Below are 23497 nucleotides of genomic sequence, written 5' to 3'. Positions count from 1 at the left end.
AATGAGTAATCTTTTTAAACTGGCCTTAAATAGTATACCCAGGCCGTTTCTTATTAGAATCAGTTACCTGGTAAGGCCATTTTTAAAGATCTATCTTAAAGGTACACGATATACCGATCCTATTGATGGAAGCGGTTTCAGGAAGTTTTTACCTTATGGTTACGAGGAGCAACGGGAAAATGTACTTTCCCCTTCTACCCTTTCACTTGAAAGGCACAGACTCCTTTGGCTTTATCTGAAAAATGAAACCGCTTTTTTCAGTAGTGATATCAAGGTTCTGCATTTCGCACCGGAGCAGGCTTTTTATAAGCGTTTCAGGAAACTCTCAAACCTTGATTACACTACAACAGACCTTAATTCCCCGCTTGCCGATGTAAAAGCAGATATTTGTGATCTGCCCTTTAATAATGGCACTTATGACTTTATTTTATGCAACCATGTCCTGGAGCATATTCCAGATGACCGGAAAGCAATGGAAGAACTATACCGGGTTTTAAAACCAGGCGGAACGGCAATTTTACAGATCCCCCAGGACCTCAACAGGAAAAAGACCTTCCAGGATGACTCGATCACCGATCCCGGAGACCGTGCAAAGATCTTTGGACAGTATGATCATGTACGGGTTTATGGTAGAGACTATTTTGATAAATTAAGACAAATAGGCTTTGAAGTAGAAGAAGTTGATTATACTTCAAACTTGAGTCCGGAAGAGATAGATCGATACCGACTTGCGAAAGGGGAAATAATACCTGTTTGCAGAAAGAAATAACTATTCTAAGAGCTGTTTTTCGAATCCCGGAGTAGCATATGCTTTAACCTCACCATTCTCACCGGAATAGATCATATAAACCTCAACTCCATCTATACGACCCAGCATCTCTTTGGACCTCTCCAGTCCCAAAGCCATAAAAGCAGTCGCATAACCGTCTGCCATCATACAGTTTTCCGCAAGCACCGAAGCGCTTAACAAATTACTTCTTTCAGCTTTTCCTGTTAAGGGATTAACCGTATGAACAAATCGCTGACCGGTTAAAGAATCTACCCTGTATTTCCTGTAATTCCCGGAAGTGGCCATAGCTGAGTTTTCGAGTTTCACTTTAGCATATAAGCTTCTATGCCCCTGCTCCTGCATGGGATCATCGATCCCTACTATCCATTCAGAATCATTTTCCATATTTTTTCCTTTTGCCAGCAGCTCACCTCCAAGCTCTATAAGATAATTCCGGACTTTGTGACTTTCCAGGTATTCGCCAATCATGTCTATGGCATATCCCTTCGCAATGGCATTAAAATCAAGGTATATGGATGGATCTTCTTTAGTGATCGTATTATTCGACCTTAGACCAAGTTTATCAAAACCCACAAGTTTATTCAGTGAGTCGAGGCTGATACTGTCAATTTCTTTTAGTTGTTTTCCCGGACCAAATCCGTAGGCATTCACCAGCACCCCAACTGTCGGATCAAAGAAGCCATTACTTTCTTTATAGATCCTTTCTGATGCCTTAAATACCTTTAGGAAATGTTCATCAACCTGAACGGTAGTATCCCCCCGGTTTATTCTGGAAATATCTGATTTTGTACTGTAGGTACTCATGGAAGTATTAACCGCATTCATAATACTATCCATAGCATTATCGAAGTCCAGGTCCTTTTTTGAAAAATACTGCACCATATAGGTAGTACCCAGGGCCTCTCCCTGAAATCGCTGAGCTGTTTTATCTTCCTCCTTCGCACAGGAGTGAAAGAGAAAGGCAGAAATAAATAAAATAGTTATTCTTCTCATCATCAAATCTCTTTCCAGCCCGAATAGTTTACCACATAATCTTCATCACTGGTGATAGGCTTCTCATAGTCTAGGGAGTTTGCAAGCCCCACTGCTGCATAAAAGGTACGAGCATTGAATTTATCTGCATGTTCTTTGATCTCTTTAAAGAAAACCGGATCAAAGGCTGAAGGATCATCAGGATATTCTATAGCCCGTACGATCACAAAATGTAATTTCTGCTCTTTTAAGGCTACGAATTGGGGATTCTTTTTTAACTCTGAATTCACACCCAGGAATTCGTATCCGTTATCTTCAAGATCCTTTCCTACGATATTCATCGCAAGGTTATGCAGTTCCTGTTTGTTAAGTTTAGGCATAGCTCAAAGATAAAAAATCCCGCCGAAGCGGGATTTTGTTTTTTTATTATCCTCCGAAATCATCGAATCGGATATTCTCTGGCGGGATTCCAAAATCCTCTCCCATTTTCTGAACAGCTTTGTTCATCAATGGAGGTCCACAGAAATACAATTCAATTTCTTCCGGTTCTTCGTGATGAGACAGATAGTTATCAATCACTACCTGGTGGATGAAACCTACGAACCCATCACCTTCGTCATCAAGGCTTGATTTTACTTTCCAGTTATCTTCTTCCATTGGCTCTGAAAGTGCCAGATAGAACTTAAAGTTAGGAAAGTCCCTTTCCAAAGCTCTGAAGTGTTCAGTATAGAACAATTCACGTTTAGATCTACCTCCATACCAGTAAGTAACTTTTCTATCGGTTTTCAGTGTTCTGAAAAGATGGTACAGGTGAGATCTCATTGGTGCCATTCCTGCTCCACCTCCTACGTATAGCATTTCTGCATCGCTTTCGTTGATAAAGAACTCTCCGTAAGGTCCAGAAATTGTCACTTTATCACCTTTCTTCAAACTAAAGATATAAGAAGAGGCAATTCCCGGGTTAACGCTCATCCATGTATCTTTTGCCCTATCCCATGGCGGAGTGGCAATACGAACATTCAGCATGATCTCACGCCCTTCTGCAGGATAAGAAGCCATCGAGTAGGCTCTCTCTACAGTCTCAGGATTCTTCATAACCAGTGGCCATAATTTGAATTTATCCCACTCTGCCTGAAACTTATCAGGAGTTTCATGCTCTTCAGGGTGAGCAGTGATATCCATATCTTCGAATTTCACCTCACATTTTGGAACTTCAATCTGAATATATCCACCGGCTTTGTAATCCATATCTTCAGGAATCTCAACAACGAATTCCTTAATGAACGACGCCACGTTATAATTTCTAACTACGGTAGCTTCCCACTTCTTGATACCAAAGACCTCTTCAGGGATCTGGATCTTCATGTCCTGCTTCACCTTTACCTGGCACCCAAGTCTCCAACCATCTGCGATCTCTTTTCTGGTGAAATGAGGCTCTTCAGTAGGAAGAATTGCTCCCCCACCTTCTTTTACGATACACTTACACTGGATGCAGGTTCCACCTCCACCACATGCAGAAGGAAGAAAAAGCTTATTATCACCAAGAGTCGAAAGCAATGTGCCTCCAGAACCTACTTCAAGATCTTTTTCGTTGTTAACATTAATAGTAACCGGACCAGATGGCGCCAGCTTTGCCTTGGCTCCCAACAGAATGGATACCAACAACAATATTAGAATTAAGAATACTACTACACTCGCTATAATAACTGTCATAATCTTTCTTTTCGATTATAATTTAATACCCATGAAACTCATAAATCCTAATGCCATCAATCCGGTAATGATAAAGGTAATACCAAGACCCTTTAAAGGCGCAGGAACATTTGAGTATGCAATTTTTTCTCTAATGGCAGCGATTGCAAGAATAGCCAGGAACCATCCAATACCACTACCCACTCCGTAAGTAACCGCTTCCGAAAAACCGGTGAAGTTCTTCTGCTGCATGAACAATGATCCCCCAAGAATCGCACAGTTTACCGCGATAAGTGGAAGAAAAATACCCAGAGCACCATACAGTGCAGGAGCAAATTTTTCAACTACCATTTCCACAAGCTGTACCATGGAAGCGATCACCGCGATAAACATGATAAAACTAAGGAAGCTAAGATCTATACTGGCATATTCTGCACCAAGCCAGCTTAAAGCTCCGGGGCGCAGCAAATAAGTATCCAGCAGATAGTTGATAGGAACTGTAATGGCAAGTACAAATATTACCGCAGCACCTAAACCAACAGCTGTCTTTACAGTTTTTGATACCGCCAGATAGGAACACATTCCCAGAAAATAGGCGAATATCATATTTTCAATGAAAATACTTCTTACAAAAAGGTTAACCAATTCCATTTCTTATATACTTTTTAGCCTGTAGCTGTTAGTTTTCTTCGATTAGTTTTCGGTTTCTTGAGCGCTGTACCCAGATAATCACACCTACCACGATAAGTGCCATTGGAGACAGTAGCATCAATCCGTTGTTCTCATACCCCAGAGCGTATAGTCCGGTAGAATCAGCCAGCGTAGCTCCCTGATGTCCCAATACTTCAAAACCGAACAGTTTCCCGGAACCTAAAAGTTCTCTGAAAAATGCCACGATGATAAGTATCAAACCGTAACCGGCAGCATTACCAATACCGTCAAGGAAAGATTTGTAAACACCGTTACCCAAGGCAAAAGCTTCCAATCGTCCCATTACGATACAGTTGGTAATAATAAGACCAATAAATACCGAAAGCTGTTTGCTTACATCGTATGCATAAGCTTTAAGTATCTGGTCCACCAGAATTACCAGTGAGGCAACCACCACAAGCTGTACAATAATCCTGATACGGCTTGGGATCATATTTCTTAACATTGAAATGATCATGTTACTGAATGCCATTACCGCCATTACCGCAATAGCCATTACCACCGCAGGTTCCAGCTGAACCGTGATAGCAAGGGCTGAACAGATACCAAGTACCTGAACCGTAATAGGGTTATTGTCGTCTAAAGGATCAGACAATAATTTTCTATTCGCTTTGGAAAGAAAGTGCTCCTTTTCTTCAGAATCTGAAAGAAAAAGGATCATTTCTTTTTTCTTTTCTTCCTCTTTAGCAGAGTTGTATGTTTTCTCTTTAGCCATAATTATTTTATTGCTACTTTAATTTCTCCTTGCTTTTTGAAGTAAGGAAGGTATCTTTTCAGTCTCTCTGAGATCATATCTGAAACACCATCTCCAGTAATAGTGGCTCCAGAAATCGCGTCCACTTTATTATCACTTTTATCTGAAGGATCTATATCTCCTTTTACCACAGACACCCCTACAAGGTTTCCGTTCTCATCAAATATCTTTTCCTCTTCAAAAGATTTCTTGAACCAATCTTTAGTAATTTCTGCACCAAGCCCGGGAGTTTCTCCAAGGTGGTCAAAAGTGGCACCCTTAACGGTATTTACATCATCTTTAAGAGAAATATAACCAAAGATCGCATTCCACAATCCGTTACCTCTTAAAGGAACTATATAGTATTTTTCACCATCTACATCTGCAATGTAAAGTGGGAAAACCTGCTCTTCAACCGGTTTTTTCAATTCTTTGGCAAGATCTACCTCAAAGGCATCTATAGATTCATCTACTTCTCCATTCTGGTCCAATGCCAGTTCTTCTACTATATACTGGTCATATAATTTCTGCGCTCCCGGCCTGTCTGTTTCCACTCCAACAGTAGCCAGAATATTCTGCATTTTTTCCTGACGAACATTCTCACGTTGAGTTGGCTGTAGTGAAGTTGCAGCAAATGCAAGTACTGAAGCCACTACAATCACCATGATAACGGCAAACATAAAAGTATAACCGTTGCTATTCGTTTTATTTACTGATTTTTCCTCCATAACTAAACTGCTGTTTCTACCTGGGTATTGGCGTTTTCAAGTCTTTTCTTCCTTCTTTTAATATTCGCCTGGATCACATAATGATCTATGGTAGGTGCGAATACATTCATCAACAAGATTCCGAGCATAACTCCTTCCGGATATGCCGGGTTGAAGACACGTATCATAATTGATAAGAAGCCTATCAAAAATCCGTAGATCCATTTACCTTTCATGGTTTGTGCAGCAGAAACAGGATCGGTCGCCATAAATACAACCCCGAACGCCAGTCCACCTACAATTAAATGTAAATACCAGGGGAAATTCGTAAGATCGTTCCCTTCAAGTCCCATTGATGGCAGCGCATTAAAAATAAGCCCCATCACAGCTGCTCCAATAAAGGCACTTAACATGATTCTCCAGCTACCTACTTTGGTAAGCACCAGAAGCAATGCTCCGGCGAGGATACATAGTGCAGATGTTTCTGCTATGGAGCCGGGGATCACCCCGTAAAACATATCCATAGAAGAATAACCCACTTCACTTCCCGCTGCAAGCTTTCCTAAGATCGTTTCTCCAGAAACCGCATCAACTTCAGATGCATTGCTCACCCATACCGAGTTACCAGACATATAGGTAGGGTATGCGAAGAATGCAAATGCACGGGCAGTAAGTGCAGGATTCAGAATATTCATCCCTGTTCCTCCAAAGGCCTCTTTCCCGATAAGTACGGCGAAAACAACCGATAATGCCACCATCCAGAGCGGAATATCGATCGGCATGATCATAGGTATAAGAAGTCCTGTTACCAGATAGCCTTCATTCACTTCATGACCTCTAAAAATCGCAAATGCGAATTCAATTCCAAGACCCACCGCATAAGATACAGCGATCATTGGAATTATCTTTAAAGCTCCGTGACCAAGAGCATCCCAGAAAGTAAATGACTCTCCGAGCTGACTGTAATACTGATAACCTCCATTCCACATTCCAAAAATAAGAGCAGGAATAAGAGCGATCACAACCGTGATCATGGTTCTTTTAAGGTCTACAGCATCACGAATATGTGCGCCTTTTTGAGTAGTATGATTGGGAGTAAATAAGAAAGTGTCCAGTGCATTGAAAGCCGGAGCGAACTTTTCATATTTCCTTCCCTTTTGAAAAGGCTGTTTTATTTTATCTAATCTTTGTCTAATCCATTCCATAGTTCTTCAGCTTTTTAACCTACTTCGGTGATCATTAAATCCAAACCTAATCTAATAACTTCCTGGATTTCCAGTTTGGAAGTATTAACGTATTCTACCAATGCAAAATCTTCCGGAGCAACTTCATAGATGCCCAGATTTTCCATTTTTTCGATATCTCCAGCCATGCATGCTTTTATTAGCTGCATAGGGTAAACATCCATTGGCAGAACCTCTTCCATTTCTCCGGTCACAACCAAAGCACGCTCCTCCCCGTTAAGGTTTGTAGTAGGTGTATATTTTCTGTTTGGAAATAACCAGGACAGGGATGTTCTGGAATTAGAATGTATATTATTATAGGTAAAAGGTATCCAACCAAACAACCTGTAGTTGTTACCCTCAGGGATCATGGTCACTTCGTTGTCATGAAAACAAATATACTGACCGTTAGAAAGCTGAGTCCCGGTAAGTACATCGCCTGAAATGATACGAACATCATCAGAAACCTCTCCAATAAAATCGGAAACATTTGCACCAATAGTGGCCTGATAATATTTTCTATTCTTTGCCTCACTTCCAGTTACAGCGATGGTGCGATCTGCATGATATTCTCCGGTAAGAAAAACATTCCCGATAATGGCAACATCTTCAACTCCAACCGTCCATACACGCTCTCCTCTGTTAACCGGATCGATCTTATGGATCTGAACACCTACATTTCCAGCAGGATGAGGTCCTTTTACATGATGCAGTTCTACTCCCTGGATATCCTTAAGATACTTTGCGGAACTATCATCAACACATAAATGAACTTTTCCAGGGGTTAGTTTCCTTAAGGCGTTTATCCCTTCCTGAAAAGCGTCCAGTTTATCTTTAATGATGAAACCTTTATCGGCCGCAAGAGGAGCTGTTGTAGCTGCAGAGATAAAGATTGCCTTTGGTGTATCGGCAGGATCTGCAACAATGTTGTAAGGGCGCTGATAAATAAAAGCACCGCATCCACTTTCAAGAACTCTTTCCTTTACATCTTTTGCATCGGCTTTTGCCGCATCCATTTTACCGAAATCCCGGTATACATTTTCCGGATCGGCATCGATAATAACCTCTAGAATTCTTCTTTTATCTCCTCGTTTAATTTCTTTAAGAACACCACTTACAGGTGTAGTGAAGCGAATTTGTTCTGTGTATTTTGAGTAGAAAATTTCATCACCGGCTAGAAGTTTTGCTCCTTCTTTTACAACCATTTTCGGTACTACAGTGTGAAAATCTGGCGGTTTGATCGCGTAAGTCTTGGATCTCGGAGCCTTGACCAGCTCCTTTTCCGCCTCCCCTTCTAATCGCAGAGTCAATCCTCTTTTAATTCGAATGTCTTTTGACATAGGATGGAGTGTATGTTAAAATTTTTAGTTTAAAGTCGTGCAAATTTATGAATTTTCACTCCATATATCCCAACAATTGTAAGAATTTTACTGAGTTCAACTGTTAAAATAAATTCTAGAAAAAAGTATAATTCTTCTAACTTTGTTCATTATACATTATATGAGGACATTTTTGTTATTTCTGGTTATTGTCTTAACTGCTTCCACAAGCTTTGCACAGGTTACTGAAGAGACACCTCCACCAAACTTTATTGGAACGGTGATCTTTAACGGTGATTCAAATGAAATTTCAGGCAACCCTATCATAAGACTCGGAGGCAGACTTTCATTGAGTTTTGATGATATTATAGGAGACGAAGCCGATTATTATTATACCATTCAGCATTATAATTTCGACTGGACTCCAAGCCAGCTCAGCAAGAATGAATATATGGATGGCTTTGATGATGTACGAATCACTCAGTATACAAATGCATATAATACCTTACAGCCCTATACACATTACGAATTAAGCATCCCCAATAATAATGTCAAGGCCTTAAAGGTTTCGGGTAATTATATACTAAGCATTTTTAATTCAAACCGTGAACTGGTCTTTTCAAGGAAATTCATGGTCTATGAGCCAATAACCCAGGTGGGTGCTGAAATAAAACGTTCAAGGGATCTCAAATATATAGATGAAAAACAGGTAGTGAATTTTAGCATTAATTCACCAGACCTTCTTTTAAAGAATCCCGAACAGAACGTAAAAGTAAGCGTGATACAGAATCATAATCTAAAACTGGCAATTAATAATCTGAAGCCACAGTATACCATTGCGAATGAATTAATCTATCGCTACGATACAGAATCATCCTTTTGGGGCGGGAATGAGTTTTTTCAGTTTGATAACAAAGACCTGAGATCTACCACTGCAGATATAGCTGCTGTAGAAATGGAGGAACTATATCATCATTTCCTGTTTACAGATTTCACCCGAAGTGACGAACCCTACACTTACAACCCGGATATTAATGGCGGCTTTGTAGTGCGTAACATCCAGGCCCAGAATTCTGACATCGAAGCTGAGTATGTCTGGATACATTTTCGATTAAAAAACTACGACCCTATAGATAACGCGGAGATTCACCTTTATGGCGGCTTCAATAATTTTGAGCTGAACAAAAGCACCTTGCTAAAATACAATGAAGTCACAGGCTATTATGAAACAGCCAGGTTATTCAAGCAGGGCTTTTATAATTATAAATATGTTCTTCTAAATGAAGATGGCACTCTTGATGAAGGATTTATAAGCGGAAACTTTGACGAAACTGAAAACGTCTACACCATCCTGGTCTATTATCATAACCCGGGAGCCCGTTACGACAGATTAATAGGAGTAGGAACTGCTAACTCTAGAGATATTACCAACTAATCTTATTTAGAAAAAATGAAAGTAAGGCGTTCATTAATGAAATACAGGGGTGACCAGTGCCTTAATTGTGGGCACCCGCTTGAACTCACCGAAAGATTTTGCTCAAGGTGTGGGCAAATGAACAGCACCAAAAAACTAAGTTTCAACGACTTTTTCACTGAATTCTTTTCAGGTCTCTTTGCCTACGACTCCAGATTCCAGAGAACTTTAAGAGTACTGCTTTTTAAACCCGGAAAGATATCCAAGGACTACATTAATGGCAAAAGGATGCGTTATGCCAACCCTTTCAGGTTTTACCTTAGTGCCTCCATCCTATTCTTCTTATTATTTGGCCTTACTGTAGACTTCGGAGAAGACCTCATCCAGGGAGACAGATCAAACCGGGGAGCTATGATCCACAGGCCTCCACAGGTGGGTTTGGATTCTATCAATAAGATCATCACATCCCGGGGCCTTGACAGTATTAAGATAGATACCACTCAGAGGTCCTACAAGGATAAATACATTTCTCAGGCAGAGATAGATACTATGAATTTCTTTGATGCCAGTAATAAGAAAATAGATCTTTACTCCTCTTTCGTGGTGGAAACCGGCATTAGAAATTCTGAAACAGCCATAGACAGTCTGCAACATGAACACTCCAGATACAACCACTGGCTCTACAAGAAAATGGTGGATGTAGATACTTTTAAAGAGGATCCAGGTCTCTTCATCAACTATTTTATTAGTAAGCTTCCATTTATCATCTTTTTCTACCTCCCGGTATTTGCACTTTTTATCTGGCTGCTTTATTTAAGAAGGAATTTCAATTACATGGAACACCTTATTTTTGCCTTTCATACCCAAACCATGTTCTTCTTCTTATATGGTTTTGCTTTGTTGCTTGAAGAGTTTATTGCAGGAAACTGGGCATTTACCGGCGCTAACTTTATTTTTCTCTTTTATCTATACAAAGGAATGCGCAATTTTTACGGGCAGGGACGTGTTAAAACCATTCTAAAGTTTATACTTTTAAACCTGATATTTTTTATTTTAGCAATAATAGCAGCAATAATTTCCCTGCTTGCATCTTTTTCGATATACTAAAATGATCCAACAGGTTACAAGAGGCATTAAGATTTCGGTGGAAACCCACTTTGAAGGAATGTTCTACAAGAACTACAGGTTGCACTTTGCCTTCGGATATCAAATAACCATTGAGAATCAAAGCAACGACTGGGTACAGTTAAAGTCCCGTTTCTGGAAGATCAAGGACGCTCTTAACGATACCGAAACTGTTTCGGGTGAAGGAGTGATCGGTAAAAAACCGGTTCTAAAACCTGGCGAAAGACATACTTACCAAAGCGGATGTTTACTTACAGGACCTTTTGGAGCGATGAGCGGGCATTATAACATGATTAATTTTACCTCTACCCGAAATTTCAAAGTGAAGATCCCTTCATTCAAACTAAGCGCTCCTTATGCACTGAACTGAATAAATTTCTCAGTAACCTCACTATCTATAAGATCCTTATACCAGAATTTAATTCCCTCCTGCGTATTGTGAACCTGAGTAATGCTCTGGGTCTTCAAAAATCCCCGATCTATGATAAGGTCTGATTCTTTATTACCCTGCCCGGCATTATGATGAAAATCGAGTAAAGTTTTGGCCGAAAAACCCCTGGACTGTTTAAGCTCATTGAACCATTTTCTGCGTAAATTTTTCATTTCCTTAGTGTAAAGAGGAGATGAAGACCAGATGTGCTCTTTTAAAGGAAGCTTGGAAACCTTTCTGTTATCGCCATTCCAGATAAGTTCTTTAAACATCAGGCCATTCTGCCAGTCTACCAGGATCATAGTAAAAGGCTCAATATCTTCAAGATCATAGTCCCACAGAAGATATTTAAGTTTTTTACCAGCCAGAAAATCCTTTACAACCACTCCCCTGCTCTTCCGATAATCATTTTTCCTGACATGAGGTTGTTCAGCTCCATTCATAAGACAAACACATCTCATATTTTCACTCACTCCCACCCAGGTACCCCCTGCCTTTTTATCTTTCGGAAAGTATAATTTATTCCCATTATAAAATTCCATTTGAGGGGGCAATGACAACCTACTCACAGCCTCGTCGCGATTAGATGTTAAAACAAAGCCGTTCAACCAGTCAGGATGGGGTATTAACGTGATAGTACACATGAATAAAAGTCAAAATTTTAAGGAAAATTACGAAAAAAGTTAAGCTTTCGTGAAGAGGACCAGGTTGTTATTCAAAACCGCTTAATTTTTTTACCTTTAGCAGAATTAAATTACAATCGAAAAAAGCAAAAATTATATTATGGGAAAAGGATTTTTTCACGTTCCCGTAGCCGTTAACGAACCCGTTAAAAGTTACGCACCGGGAACCCCCGAAAGAGAAGAAGTTTTACTTACTTACAAAGATCTTTTCAACAGTAAAACAGAAGTTCCACTTTATATTGGTTCAGAGGAAATAAAAACAGGGGACACCAAAAGCATAAACCCTCCTCACGATCATCAGCACGAGGTAGGAACTTACCATCTTGCGAAGAAAAAACACGTAGAAAAGGCCATTGAAGAAGCTCTGGAAGCAAGAAAGAAATGGGCAAAACTTGAATGGGAGCAGCGCGCTGCCATTTTCCTGAAAGCAGCCGACCTTATTTCTGGTCCTTACCGACAGAAGATGAACGCAGCGACCATGATCGGTCAGTCGAAGAACATTTACCAGGCTGAGATCGATTCGGCTGCAGAAATCTGTGACTTTTTGCGATTCAACGTAGAGTTCATGAGTGAACTATATAATGAACAACCAATTTCTTCAGACGGCAACTGGAACCGTGTAGAATACAGACCTCTTGAAGGTTTCGTATATGCCATTACACCTTTCAACTTTACTGCCATTGCGGGAAACCTGCCTTCAAGTGCTGCGCTTATGGGGAATGTTACGGTTTGGAAGCCAAGTGACAGCCAGATGCTATCTGCACAGGTATTAATGGAAGTATTCAAAGAAGCTGGGGTACCTGATGGGGTGATCAATATGATAAACGGAGATCCTGAAATGATTACCAATACCGTCCTTGCGAGTCCGGATTTTGCCGGAGTACATTTTACCGGAAGTACAGATGTATTCAAGGGTATCTGGGAAAAGATTGGAAAGAACATCAGAAAATATAAATCCTACCCCAGAATTGTCGGAGAAACTGGTGGTAAGGACTTTATCCTTGCGCATCCCACTGCCAATCCTAAACAGGTTGCTACAGCTATTTCACGTGGTGCATTCGAATACCAGGGACAAAAGTGTAGTGCTGCTTCAAGAGTGTATTTACCTAAAAGTCTTTGGCCTGAAATTAAAGATTTTGTTGTGCAAGATGTAAAATCTTTCAAAATGGGATCTCCTGAAGATATGGGTAACTTTATAAATGCCGTTATTCATGAAGGAGCTTTTGATAAGCTGGCAGGTTATATAGATAAAGCGAAAAAGGATAAGAGTACAGAGATCGTTGTAGGTGGAAATTATGATAAATCCAAGGGTTATTTCATTGAACCTACGGTAATTCTGACCACAGATCCACACTATACAACCATGGAAACCGAATTATTCGGTCCTGTAGTGACGATTTATGTTTACGATGATAAAAACTTTGACGAAAAGAAATGGGCAGATATCTGTGAAATGGTGGATAATACAAGTATCTATGCGCTTACCGGAGCGATTTTATCCGGCGACCGTTATGCTGCTGCTCAAGCAACAGACCTGCTCCAGAATGCTGCAGGTAACTTCTATATCAATGACAAGCCTACAGGAGCTGTAGTTGGCCAGCAACCTTTTGGAGGTGCACGATCAAGTGGTACTAATGACAAAGCAGGATCCAAGATGAATCTTATGAGATGGATCTCGGTTAGACTGATCAAAGAAACATTTGTACCCGCAACAGATTACAGATATCCATTTATGGGTGAATAATAATTTCGATTTCCAAAATTCACAAAAACCGCCATGAAACTGGCGGTTTTTTATTAATACTAATAATCAATCTATTAGATCTCAACTTGGAATTTTCCTACAATTTCAACGAGTAATCCTGTTTTTCACCGAAAATTTCGTGTTTATTCGGTTTTTTCATTTAAATTTATTTGCTAATTCATTATTTCCCAACAATTTAGATGACTTAGCTTAAGTTATTGCCCTCAATTTTTTTGCCCCCACAATCATACCCCTACCTAACTATTGTTTTATTTAAACCTGGCAACTATGGGGAAAAAATTACTTTTAAAAGTAGCGTACATATTTCTGATTCTGTTAAGCTTTTCTTCTTTAAAAGCTTACAGCCAGTGTACTACAAATCCATCAGTGAATATCCAGCCTGACGGAACCACCACTATATGCTCTTTTGAGGATGTTTCTTTTTACGTTTCTGCCTTTACTGCTGGAAGCTCTAATTCCTATACCTACGCCTGGCAAAAATCTACTGATGGAATTAATTGGTCGAATCTAGATACGGGTTCCTCAATTTCAACAGGAACAAGTGGAACAACTATTACCTTATCCGGAAGCTCACAAATCTCAAACGGCAACAAAATAAGAATTCAGGTCGCAGCAACTTGTGATAACGGAGAGACCACAGTAAATAGTAATAATTTTACAGTTACGGTTAAAAGTGAAAGGAATCCGGAAGTTAGTATTTCTGCTTCTGCAACTACCATATGTTTGAATGAAGAAATAAATTTTACTTCCTCCAATCTTGAAGGAGGGACTTCACCTATTTATGAGTGGTTTGTAGATGGCACATCTGTTGGAAATAATTCTCCCAACTTTACCGCTTCGGGATTAAGTGCAGGACCACATAATGTTAGAGTGGAAATGACATCCAATGCTACCTGTGCACAGCCTGGCACTGTTACCAGCAATACCATAGACATTCACGTAAACTCTTTAGTTACACCCGGAGTAAGTATAACTTCAAACCATAATGATATATGCGCAGGGGAGGAAGTTACTTTCGATGCCACCCCTGTTGACGGAGGAAACAACCCACAATACCAGTGGTACGTAGGAGGTAATCCTGTGGGAAGCAACTCTGCGTCCTATACCACCACTAATTTAGCAGTGGGTTCTCAAAGTGTATACGTAGAAATGACCTCAGACATTACCTGTGTGGATGATTCTTCAAATCCGGCTCAAAGTAACTCAATAGATGTTCAGGTTAATCCATTACAGGTGCCATCAGTAAGTATTTCCACTACTGATACGGATAATACTATTTGTGATGGAGCTTCCATAACTTTTAATGCAACACCTGATAATGAAGGTGACAATCCTCAATATAACTGGAAAGTCAATGGTTTGGCTGTTTCAACTACTACCACTCCAACATTTTCCACTTCCGGCTTAAGTGATGGGGATATAGTAAGCGTTGAATTGGTATCAGATATTGAATGCGTGGATCCGGCGCTTAACCCGGCTGAAAGCACAGGCATAGAGATCACTGTAAATCCTATTCTAAATCCGGCTATTACGATCTCAGCCGATAATACCTTAATTTGTTCAGGCTCGGTGGTAAATTTCACTTCTAATTTAACCGAGGGTGGTTCTAATCCGGAATACCAATGGTATGTTAATGGATCTCCAGCAGGAACCAGCAGCTCCTTCAGTCCTAGTGACCTTCCGGTTGGTACAAACGTGCAGGTTTATTTGGAGGTCACAAATAATGATGAATGTATAGCAGCTGAAAAAAATGTTATTACCAGTTCAATCATTGAAGTAGAAGTTATATCCGGAATTGCCGCCCAACCAGGAATTATAACAGGCCCAACTGCCATTTGTCCTGTTGCCGATAATCTGGCATTCTCTATTGAGACAGTTTCTGGTGCCACTTCCTATGAATGGAAGTTACCAACGGGATGGATATTCAAAGAGGGAGGTGATAATGATGGTACCGCTGTAACTGTAAAAGCCACAAATAATTCTGTACGAGGAAGTAATTTTATCAAAGTTCGAACCAGCAATATTTGCGGAACAAGTGACTGGCAACAACTCCAAGTGGATGTAGAAGATTTTGTGGAAGTACAGGCCGGAGAAGATCAAACCGTTTGCCAGGATGTAACTAGTATAGATCTGACCGGTACCGCTAGTTTTGGAAATGGAAATGCCGGTAAATTAAATCCTAGATGGGACATTGTAACAGGTAGTGGTACTCTTAATAACCCAACCGATCTTGCGAATGCCACTTATAATCCAGGAGGAAGTGATGGACCTGCCAACCCGGTTACTCTCAGAATTATAACAGATGCGCCAAAAGGAGCTTGCCAGGCCGGTTATGATGAAATGACGATCTACTTTTATGAAGATGCTGCAGTGACTTCAATCTCTTCTGCTTTTTCTGTTTGCCAGGCCGGCGAAATTAATTTATCAGGTACTATTGGAGGAAGTGCAGAAATTGGCACTTGGACGGCTAACCCTTCTACTTCTGGTACATTTGACGATGCTAATTCACTAACACCTATTTTCACTCCTGATGCATCATATACAGGAGATATTACCTTTACTCTTACAGCCAGCGGACCCTGCTCACCGGATGCTACAGCTACCGTAGTGGTGACTGTAGATGAAGCCTCTACAGTGAATGCAGGAGAAGACTTTTCAATGTGTTCAACTGAAGCTGTAGCACTCAACGGAAGCTTTACCGGGGCGATCGGAACTGGTATTCAATGGACATCAAATGGAGATGGAAGTTTTTCAAACAGCACATCTGTAACTTCAACATATACTCCCGGAAGTAATGACATCGCAAACGGCTCAGTAACACTAACCATAACTACTACAGGTTCACCAACAACCTGCGGAGAAATCACTGATGAAGTTCTGGTTACCATTTACGAACAACCTGGAGTCACCATAGACCCCGTTACCTCGGCGATCTGTGAAGATGAGACTTATGAGATCACGGCTAACATAACCGGAGACTACAGTACAGGCACCTGGACTACCTCGGGAGATGGATCTTTTAATAATTCGAATACCTCTACAGCTATATATACTCCGGGAGCTAATGATATAAGTAATGGTAGCGTTGACCTGACCTTTACAGTTCAGCCCGATAATACAAATTGTACGGAAACGGATGCTACATTCAGTCTTACCTTGGAACCATTACCAGTTATTGAAGAATGGAGCGACCAGGTAATATGTTCTAATTCAACTTTAACACTCAACGGAGCAAATATAACTAGCGGTGCGAGCCAGGGGCAGTGGGAGATCGTTTCAGGTGGCGGAAGTCTTAGCTCTACCGCAATGTCGGCAAATTATAAAGATGTGGTCTACACCCCACCTTCCAATCAGGCCGCAAATATCGTTCTACGCCTAAGCACAGAAGATCCTGCCGGAAATTGTCCTTCAGTCTCTTATGATCTCAACGTTTCTGTAAATAAAGAACCGGTAATTACCACACAACCTTCAAATGTTGGGGTATGTTCTACAGAACCTTCAGAATTATCTGTGGTGGCTACAGGAGATAATTTAACCTACCAGTGGTATAAAGACGGAGCTCCAGTAGGTCCAAACTCCCCTACCTTATCCTTTAGTAATACCACCTCATCTAATGCAGGTAGTTATTATGTAGAAGTATCAGGAGCCGATTCCTGTTCCCTTGTTACTTCCGAAACCGTTACAATGAACGTAGACGAAAATATTGTTATAACCGCTCCAGCCAGGGATGTAAGCGTGTGTGGGGATGGTCTATCTGAAGCTATTTTTGACTTTATCGCCCATGCGAACGGTGCAGAACTCAACTTCACCTGGTTAAAGGATGGGAACCCACTCGATATCAATTCAGATCCAGACCTTACTTTTGATCCACCTACCAGGGATGGAAATGGGGTTTACGAAGGCTCGCTTGTAATCTCAAATATTGGGAATGACGATGCTTATAATGGAAATTATCAGGTTCAGATAACCGGACCTGATGGATTCAGTTGTTCAACAGCTATTTCAAACACATTCTATTTAAGGATCAATCAATTTCCCGACGACCCACAAGTTGAGGATATCACTTATTGCCAGCTTGATACACCTGAACCATTGAGTGTAATAAGCGGAACCAATCTAAAATGGTATGCTTCGGAAACAGGAGATGACCTATTCACAGATACTTCTGGTTATCCAATTAACCCTACACCTTCTACAGACGACTTTGGTGAAACCACCTACTGGGTCACCCAGACTCCGGATGTGTGCGAAAGCAATCGCGTTCCTGTAAAAGTTATAGTCAAAGAAAAACCGGCAGTTCCAGAAACTGAGGCAAGTGTTAGTTTATGCCATAATTCAACTGCCGAACCACTGAGCGCCACTCCAGTTAGCGACGCTACCTTAAACTGGTATGATGCGGATTCGAATTTCATTGGAAATACGGCTCCTACTCCGGATACCCAAACTGTCACTTCATCGCCAATTATTTATTATGTAAGTCAAACTCTTCCAAATGAGTGTGAAAGCGATCTTGTAGAAATTAGTGTAATGGTAAATGCGCTGCCCGATGTAACCGCTTCTACCGATGATGAAGTTATTTGCGAAGGAAATTCCACGACTTTGCGGGCATTAGGTGCTACCTCTTACATCTGGATGGAGGGTGAAACAGAAATTGGAACGACTGCCGATATTAGTGTTTCTCCCACTATTAATACAACTTATACTGTAATAGGAACAGATAGTAACGGTTGTGTAAATTCAGCAGAAATTGAAGTACAAGTAGATCCTCCTTCAGAAGGAGGTCTGCTATCCGGGCCATCTTCAATTTGTATTGACGGATCCGGCACTATTACATTATCAGATTATATAGGTGAAATTCAAAGATGGGAACAATCTATAGACAATGGTGCCTCCTGGACCACTATAGATGAAACTTCAGAAATCCTTACTATTGAGAATTATACGGTTGCATCGACTTATAGAGCTGTGGTAAAAAGCGGGGTTTGTAATGAAGCAAATTCAGAAGAAGTTTCTATTGGTGTTGATCCACTACCTGAGGGTGGAGAGTTAAACTGGGTAGGTGTAGGAAGAATTTTTAGTATATGTGAAGTGCAAGATCCTGGTTATGCTGTAGATATACAGCTTACCGGAATTACAGGAAGCATAGAAAAATGGGAATACAGAGCAAGCAATCAGACCACCTGGACCACTATTATTGAAAACGGAGAAACCTTCCAGGGAGATGTTTTATCTGCTGGTAAAATAGAAAGTTTAATTGGAGACAGAAGCACAGTTTTTCGAGTTGAGATCACTAGTGGAGCATGTCCGGATCCGGTATATTCAGAAACTGCCTTACTATCTATAATCTCTTCTGAAATTCTTCCGGAACCAGTTACCGTTGATCCCGATGTCATCTGTTTTGGAGATGAAGTAAGATTAACTGCGGAATCAGGGTATACCAGTGGAAGCACAATATCTGAAGATGGATTATTTGATAATGCCGGTATTACCAACAACGGCTGGCGAGTAACCCTGGAAGGAGACGTAGTTGGATTTGATACTGACGCTAACAACACCAGGCCAGACAGGTGGAAAAGAGCTACGGATCACCCTCTGACAACAGCCGAACTAACCTCTCCTTATAATTATCAAGATGTTTTTTGGGCAACTGGGATCCAGGATGGAAATAAGGGATTTGGAGTGGTTTCTAGTGGAAATAATTCTACCATTGAGACGCCTGTATTTGGTATTGATGATATGGATGCAGCCCTTCTAACATTTGACCAGGCGTATAATTTGACTCCAGGTGCTTATATAAGTGTGGAAATATCTACAGATGGCGGTGCTACATATGAGCAAACACCGCTATATGTTAGAGGCGTTCCTGCTGATTCAGAAGAAGGAATTACAAGTGGTAATTTTGCTGATTTTGCCCTAGGTACAGTAGATGATCGACCAGAAAATAAAATTGAACTTGATCTGGGCCCTTATTTAGGTGAAAATAATTTGAGAATAAGGTTTAATTACCAGGGCAGCCAAATAGGAGATGTATGGGCGATCGATAATATTGATTTTGCCGATGGACCCCAGGGTGCTTCTCAGGTGTGGACGGATTATACAGATCCCGCTAACCCCGTTATAATTGGTACGAATAATACCGAAACATGGATCCCCACATTAATAGGATGGAATACATTTGAATTTAAAACCACACTAGTATATAATTCTAATGGGGAATCATGTCCCGTAACGGAGCATGCTAAATCTGTAAAAGTTTTTGCCTTTGACGAATATACTGTAACTACAACCGCAGAGGAAGGCGAATGTGGTTCTAATTCCATAATTCTTTCGGCTTCTGTTATCGGGGCCTACCAGGGTGAAATAACTTCTTATCCCACTCTTGATGGCTATATCGGACAATGGGAAATCACAGGTCCACCAGACTATACCTTCTCAGAAAGTCATTTGACTAATGAGAATGACAATCTGGCTGCCATAAACGATCCTAATGCTGTTTTTATACCAGATACTTTTGGATCCTACACTTTCAAATGGACCCTTACTCCAACCACAGTTAATGAAAATGATGTTCTTATTGAGAATACTGGTTGTCCGCCGATAATCAATGAAGTTCCAATACTTATAGAAGAATGTTTTGCCCTTGATTTTGACGGCATAGATGATTACGTAGATGCAGGCAATACCTATACGGGCTTCTATAGCCTGGAAGCATGGGTAAGACCGGAAAGCGGAAATGGAACGATTATATCTAAAAGGGATCAGCATAATGGTGGTGATGGATATGAACTAGAACTAAATAATGGTAAACCTGTATTCAGATGGAATGGCGGGGTTCTAACATCCTCTCAGGCCATTGATATAAATGACAGGTGGTATCATATTGCTGTAAGTTTTAATGGTACTTCAGCCACCCTCTATATAGACGGAATAAAAGTCGTAGACAGAACCACCGGTTCTGCCGCAACCAACAGCACAGCTCCTTTGCTTATAGGAGCTAGCGGAGATATCAATACCGGTATTCCAACTAATTATTTCTCTGGCTGGATCGAAGAGGTGAGAATCTGGAACACAGAGATCACTCAGGAACAAATACAGTTCATGATGAACCAGCATCTGCAGAATGCAGCTAATATGGGAATGGAAATACCTATGCCTGTTCCGGGAGGCCTTGCCTACTCAGACCTTGAAGGATATTACAGATTAATTTCTTCAGATCCCGATCCAGCCAACTTGGAAACATTTGATGCTTCTCTTATGCCTGCTAATGGATTAACGCCAGACCTGGCTTTAAATTCCGTTCCGGCGACATTGAACAATATGACCACGAACCAGCAGAATACGGCGCCTTTACCATATTTATCCGCAGTCGACGGCCCATGGACCAGTGTCAATACCTGGTTAAGACCAACAGTATGGGATATCCCAAATGCAAATGGGGTAAATGGTGATCCTATTGAGTGGAATATTGTGAGGACCTTCCATGATATCACCTCACAGGCAAAAGATATTACGGTCCTTGGTTTAAAGTCGGAGACGGTCGGTAAAGAATTAACTATTGCAAATCCCGCTGGGCCCCAGGATGAAACAAATTCCGGCCAGTTTATAAGAGTTACGCATTATCTGTGGCTTGACGGTAATATGGATCTTGTCGGAGAGTCTCAGTTATTACAGGATGAGGGAAGCATTCTTGAGGAAAACAGTGCAGGTTGGCTGGAAAGAGACCAACAGGGAAGGTTAAGTAGTTTTAATTACAATTACTGGAGCAGTCCGGTAAGTGTTCAGGGTTCAGCAAATAATTCCGGGTACGTTTTAAATTCTGTACTGCTGGATGGTTCGAATTCTGCAAATCCTCAACCTATTACATTTAATTTATATGAATTTGCGGCTGATGGAGGAAAAACCACTCCTATAACGATAAGCTCGTTCTGGATATGGGACTTCAGAGGGGGAGAAGCAGATATTTACGGTGACTGGACGCATCTGGGAGAAGACGGAACCGGATTAACAGGATCAGGTTATTCTATGAAAGGAACTGATGGAACAGTTGCTCCGAATACCGGAACCCAGAATTATGTTTTCCGTGGAAAGCCCCATAATGCTAATATTCAATTAAACATTGGTCAGAATCAGAATTATCTGGTAGGGAATCCTTATCCATCCTCTATAGATGCCTGGGAGTTTTTACTTGACAATTTAAATGGCGTGCAGGCGCCTGATGGAACTCCAAGCAGGGGAACAAGCAGTGTGTTTAACGGTACTATATATTACTGGGATCATTTCTCTGGCAGCACACACCTTTTGGCAGAATATATAGGAGGATATGCGACATTTAATTTTTCCGGAACTGCTCCAGCTATTTCAAATGACTGGAGAATCAATAATACCGGAAGTACCGGGAATAAAGAACCTAAACGTTATGTTCCGGTAGCCCAGGGATTCTTTGTGAATAGCTCAACCGAAAGTGGACAGACTTTTTCCGGAAACATTACCTTCAAAAACAGTCAGCGAATCTATAAAAGGGAAAATAATGGAGACCCATCTATCTTCTTGATGCAGGAAGACCGTTTCAAGTCAAGCCAGACCTCTTCAACCCTAACTTCGGAAGATGAAAGAGCAAAAATAAGATTAAAATTCCAGTCACCTGGAGGCTATCATCGCCAGATCCTGGTAACAAGGGACTACAATACCACGAACAATTTTGATCTTGGTTATGATGCTCCTCTAATAGAAAATAATGCTGAAGATATGTACTGGTTGGTAGGAGATAGTCCTTATGTAATTCAGGCAGTTCCGGATTTCGAAAAAGACCAGGTTTTACAACTGGCTATTAAAACCCAGGCCGGAGGTGAGTTCACCATTAAAATTGATAGTACGGAAAACTGGCCTGTTGGAAAAGAAGTGTATCTGAAGGATAAAAAACTGGATACTATTCATGACATACTTAATGATCCATATGCTGGTACTTCAGATACCGGTGAAATAAAAGACAGGTTTGAACTGGTGTTCTTTAAAGAGGCTCAGGACCCAACACTTCCGGATCCCGACGATCTTTACGACCCAGAACTTCCTCTGATCGATGGTCTCGTAGGAATTAGTTATAGCCATTTCAGCAGACAAATAAAAATTAATAACGATGACCTTCTCGATGTTTCAAGAGTGATGGTTTTTGATATAAACGGAAAATTAATCCAGGAATTCGATGGATTACCTACCGAAAGAGAAATTTTGCTTGGAATGAAACCAGTGAGATCCGGTATTTATATTGTAAAAGTATTTTGTGAGAATGCTATCTGTAATAAGAAAATTGTTGTAAAATAATACAAGAAGGTATTTTCCTACATTTTTAAGCTTTTTAACCAATAAAAACATCTATTCAACTGAATTAAAGTAAGTTAATCTAAAATTTTTTTCTTTTTTTATACCGTTTATCGATTTTATGTGTATTTTTACCGATGAAAATCAACCCATTGGTAGCCTATGCATAAAATTACCTCATCGGTGAGAACCGGGGGACTTATTATCTTTCTTCTAGTTTTCACACTTAGCTTTATCATAGCCTCAACAGAGAATTCAGTTGCTAATCTTACGGTAACCTCTGATGAGACCACTCCTGTTTCATGCTTTGGTGTAAACGACGGAGCTATAAAAGTTTCAGTAACCGGAGGCAACTCATCATATACTTATAGCTGGTCTGGTCCTAACAACTATAGTTCCTCAACTGAAGACATAAGCGGTTTATATGCAGGAACATATGACCTGCAGGTTACCGATAGTGACGGAAATACCGGAACAATTATAATTGAAGTCAACCAACCGGATGAACTTCAGATTTCCGGCTCTGTTCATACCAATGTATTATGCAATGGTGAGAGTAATGGTACTTTGACTGCCGGAACCGTTACAGGGGGAAACTCAGGATTTGAATATAGTATC

At 40.6% G+C, this 23497-nt stretch carries 16 protein-coding genes; 7 read left to right on the top strand and 9 right to left on the bottom strand.

The genetic code is table 11. The annotated features are described in order from the left end of the window. Position 1: 1 nt before the first annotated feature. The gene (locus LU635_RS00260) at positions 2 to 769 is read left to right on the top strand and encodes a class I SAM-dependent methyltransferase (RefSeq protein ID WP_240095185.1); all 768 of its coding nucleotides are present in this window, start codon (positions 2 to 4) and stop codon (positions 767 to 769) included. Here LU635_RS00260 and LU635_RS00255 read toward each other — a convergent pair whose 3' ends face one another. Genes LU635_RS00255 through LU635_RS00220 form a run of 8 tightly spaced genes read right to left on the bottom strand, consistent with a single transcriptional unit; the run spans position 770 to position 8168 of the window. Next, on the bottom strand, positions 770 to 1786 hold the full coding sequence (locus LU635_RS00255; RefSeq protein ID WP_240095184.1) for an FAD:protein FMN transferase: 1017 nt from the start codon (positions 1784 to 1786) through the stop codon (positions 770 to 772). Further along, positions 1786 to 2142: a Na(+)-translocating NADH-quinone reductase subunit F gene (locus LU635_RS00250; protein WP_240095183.1), complete on the bottom strand. Its 357-nt coding sequence runs from the start codon at positions 2140 to 2142 to the stop codon at positions 1786 to 1788. Before LU635_RS00250 ends, LU635_RS00255 begins: the two co-directional genes overlap by 1 nt. A 46-nt stretch (positions 2143 to 2188) precedes the next feature. Beyond that, complete coding sequence (nqrF, locus tag LU635_RS00245; RefSeq protein WP_240095182.1) at positions 2189 to 3475, bottom strand: NADH:ubiquinone reductase (Na(+)-transporting) subunit F; 1287 nt, start codon at positions 3473 to 3475, stop codon at positions 2189 to 2191. Between the two features lie 15 nt (positions 3476 to 3490). Continuing rightward, positions 3491 to 4105: an NADH:ubiquinone reductase (Na(+)-transporting) subunit E gene (nqrE, locus tag LU635_RS00240; protein WP_240095181.1), complete on the bottom strand. Its 615-nt coding sequence runs from the start codon at positions 4103 to 4105 to the stop codon at positions 3491 to 3493. A 28-nt stretch (positions 4106 to 4133) separates the two neighbouring features. Beyond that, on the bottom strand, positions 4134 to 4880 hold the full coding sequence (locus LU635_RS00235) for an NADH:ubiquinone reductase (Na(+)-transporting) subunit D (RefSeq protein WP_240095180.1): 747 nt from the start codon (positions 4878 to 4880) through the stop codon (positions 4134 to 4136). Between the two features lie 2 nt (positions 4881 to 4882). Next, entirely contained in the window at positions 4883 to 5626 is a 744-nt protein-coding gene (locus LU635_RS00230) for a Na(+)-translocating NADH-quinone reductase subunit C (protein WP_240095179.1), read from the bottom strand. A gap of 2 nt (positions 5627 to 5628) precedes the next feature. Continuing rightward, entirely contained in the window at positions 5629 to 6810 is a 1182-nt protein-coding gene (locus tag LU635_RS00225; protein ID WP_240095178.1) for an NADH:ubiquinone reductase (Na(+)-transporting) subunit B, read from the bottom strand. Positions 6811 to 6824: 14 nt separating this feature from the next. Further along, positions 6825 to 8168 carry a Na(+)-translocating NADH-quinone reductase subunit A gene (locus LU635_RS00220; protein ID WP_240095177.1) on the bottom strand — a complete coding sequence of 448 codons (1344 nt, stop codon included), beginning with the start codon at positions 8166 to 8168 and terminating at the stop codon, positions 6825 to 6827. A 160-nt stretch (positions 8169 to 8328) separates the two neighbouring features. Here LU635_RS00220 and LU635_RS00215 point away from each other — a divergent pair, with 160 nt between their 5' ends. The 3 genes from LU635_RS00215 (at position 8329) to apaG (ending at position 11056) form a co-directional block, all read left to right on the top strand. Next, a complete protein-coding gene (locus LU635_RS00215; protein WP_240095176.1) occupies positions 8329 to 9582 on the top strand; it encodes a type IX secretion system plug protein in 1254 nt (417 codons plus the stop codon). 117 nt (positions 9583 to 9699) lie between these two features. Further along, positions 9700 to 10668 carry a DUF3667 domain-containing protein gene (locus tag LU635_RS00210; protein WP_240095175.1) on the top strand — a complete coding sequence of 323 codons (969 nt, stop codon included), beginning with the start codon at positions 9700 to 9702 and terminating at the stop codon, positions 10666 to 10668. A gap of 1 nt (position 10669) precedes the next feature. After that, complete coding sequence (apaG, locus tag LU635_RS00205; RefSeq protein ID WP_240095174.1) at positions 10670 to 11056, top strand: Co2+/Mg2+ efflux protein ApaG; 387 nt, start codon at positions 10670 to 10672, stop codon at positions 11054 to 11056. Here the strand turns inward: apaG and LU635_RS00200 are convergent. Beyond that, on the bottom strand, positions 11041 to 11760 hold the full coding sequence (locus tag LU635_RS00200) for an NRDE family protein (protein ID WP_240095173.1): 720 nt from the start codon (positions 11758 to 11760) through the stop codon (positions 11041 to 11043). The two genes, apaG and LU635_RS00200, sit on opposite strands and share 16 nt — an antisense overlap. A gap of 139 nt (positions 11761 to 11899) precedes the next feature. Here LU635_RS00200 and pruA point away from each other — a divergent pair, with 139 nt between their 5' ends. From pruA to LU635_RS00185, 3 genes are all read left to right on the top strand, one after another. Continuing rightward, positions 11900 to 13543: an L-glutamate gamma-semialdehyde dehydrogenase gene (pruA, locus tag LU635_RS00195; protein WP_240095172.1), complete on the top strand. Its 1644-nt coding sequence runs from the start codon at positions 11900 to 11902 to the stop codon at positions 13541 to 13543. A 288-nt stretch (positions 13544 to 13831) separates the two neighbouring features. Further along, positions 13832 to 22882: an Ig-like domain-containing protein gene (locus LU635_RS00190; RefSeq protein ID WP_240095171.1), complete on the top strand. Its 9051-nt coding sequence runs from the start codon at positions 13832 to 13834 to the stop codon at positions 22880 to 22882. A 159-nt stretch (positions 22883 to 23041) separates the two neighbouring features. Next, the coding region (locus LU635_RS00185) for a SprB repeat-containing protein (protein ID WP_240095170.1) at positions 23042 to 23497 on the top strand (456 nt) is incomplete at its 3' end.

The organism is Christiangramia crocea (genome assembly GCF_022410465.1).
In the GTDB taxonomy this organism is placed as follows: Bacteria; Bacteroidota; Bacteroidia; order Flavobacteriales; family Flavobacteriaceae; genus Christiangramia; species Christiangramia crocea.
The sequence above is the reverse complement of the archived record's forward strand: the minus strand, read 5'-3'. Positions and strand labels throughout refer to the sequence as shown.

Coding starts and splice junctions, on each gene's coding strand:
- LU635_RS00230 (WP_240095179.1), bottom strand. CDS start 5,626: ATGGAGGAAAAATCAGTAAATAAAACGAATAGCAACGGTTATACTTTT.
- LU635_RS00210 (WP_240095175.1), top strand. CDS start 9,700: ATGAACAGCACCAAAAAACTAAGTTTCAACGACTTTTTCACTGAATTC.
- apaG (WP_240095174.1), top strand. CDS start 10,670: ATGATCCAACAGGTTACAAGAGGCATTAAGATTTCGGTGGAAACCCAC.
- LU635_RS00220 (WP_240095177.1), bottom strand. CDS start 8,168: ATGTCAAAAGACATTCGAATTAAAAGAGGATTGACTCTGCGATTAGAA.
- LU635_RS00215 (WP_240095176.1), top strand. CDS start 8,329: ATGAGGACATTTTTGTTATTTCTGGTTATTGTCTTAACTGCTTCCACA.
- LU635_RS00255 (WP_240095184.1), bottom strand. CDS start 1,786: ATGATGAGAAGAATAACTATTTTATTTATTTCTGCCTTTCTCTTTCAC.
- LU635_RS00225 (WP_240095178.1), bottom strand. CDS start 6,810: ATGGAATGGATTAGACAAAGATTAGATAAAATAAAACAGCCTTTTCAA.
- pruA (WP_240095172.1), top strand. CDS start 11,900: ATGGGAAAAGGATTTTTTCACGTTCCCGTAGCCGTTAACGAACCCGTT.
- LU635_RS00190 (WP_240095171.1), top strand. CDS start 13,832: ATGGGGAAAAAATTACTTTTAAAAGTAGCGTACATATTTCTGATTCTG.
- nqrE (WP_240095181.1), bottom strand. CDS start 4,105: ATGGAATTGGTTAACCTTTTTGTAAGAAGTATTTTCATTGAAAATATG.
- LU635_RS00235 (WP_240095180.1), bottom strand. CDS start 4,880: ATGGCTAAAGAGAAAACATACAACTCTGCTAAAGAGGAAGAAAAGAAA.
- LU635_RS00260 (WP_240095185.1), top strand. CDS start 2: ATGAGTAATCTTTTTAAACTGGCCTTAAATAGTATACCCAGGCCGTTT.
- nqrF (WP_240095182.1), bottom strand. CDS start 3,475: ATGACAGTTATTATAGCGAGTGTAGTAGTATTCTTAATTCTAATATTG.
- LU635_RS00250 (WP_240095183.1), bottom strand. CDS start 2,142: ATGCCTAAACTTAACAAACAGGAACTGCATAACCTTGCGATGAATATC.
- LU635_RS00200 (WP_240095173.1), bottom strand. CDS start 11,760: ATGTGTACTATCACGTTAATACCCCATCCTGACTGGTTGAACGGCTTT.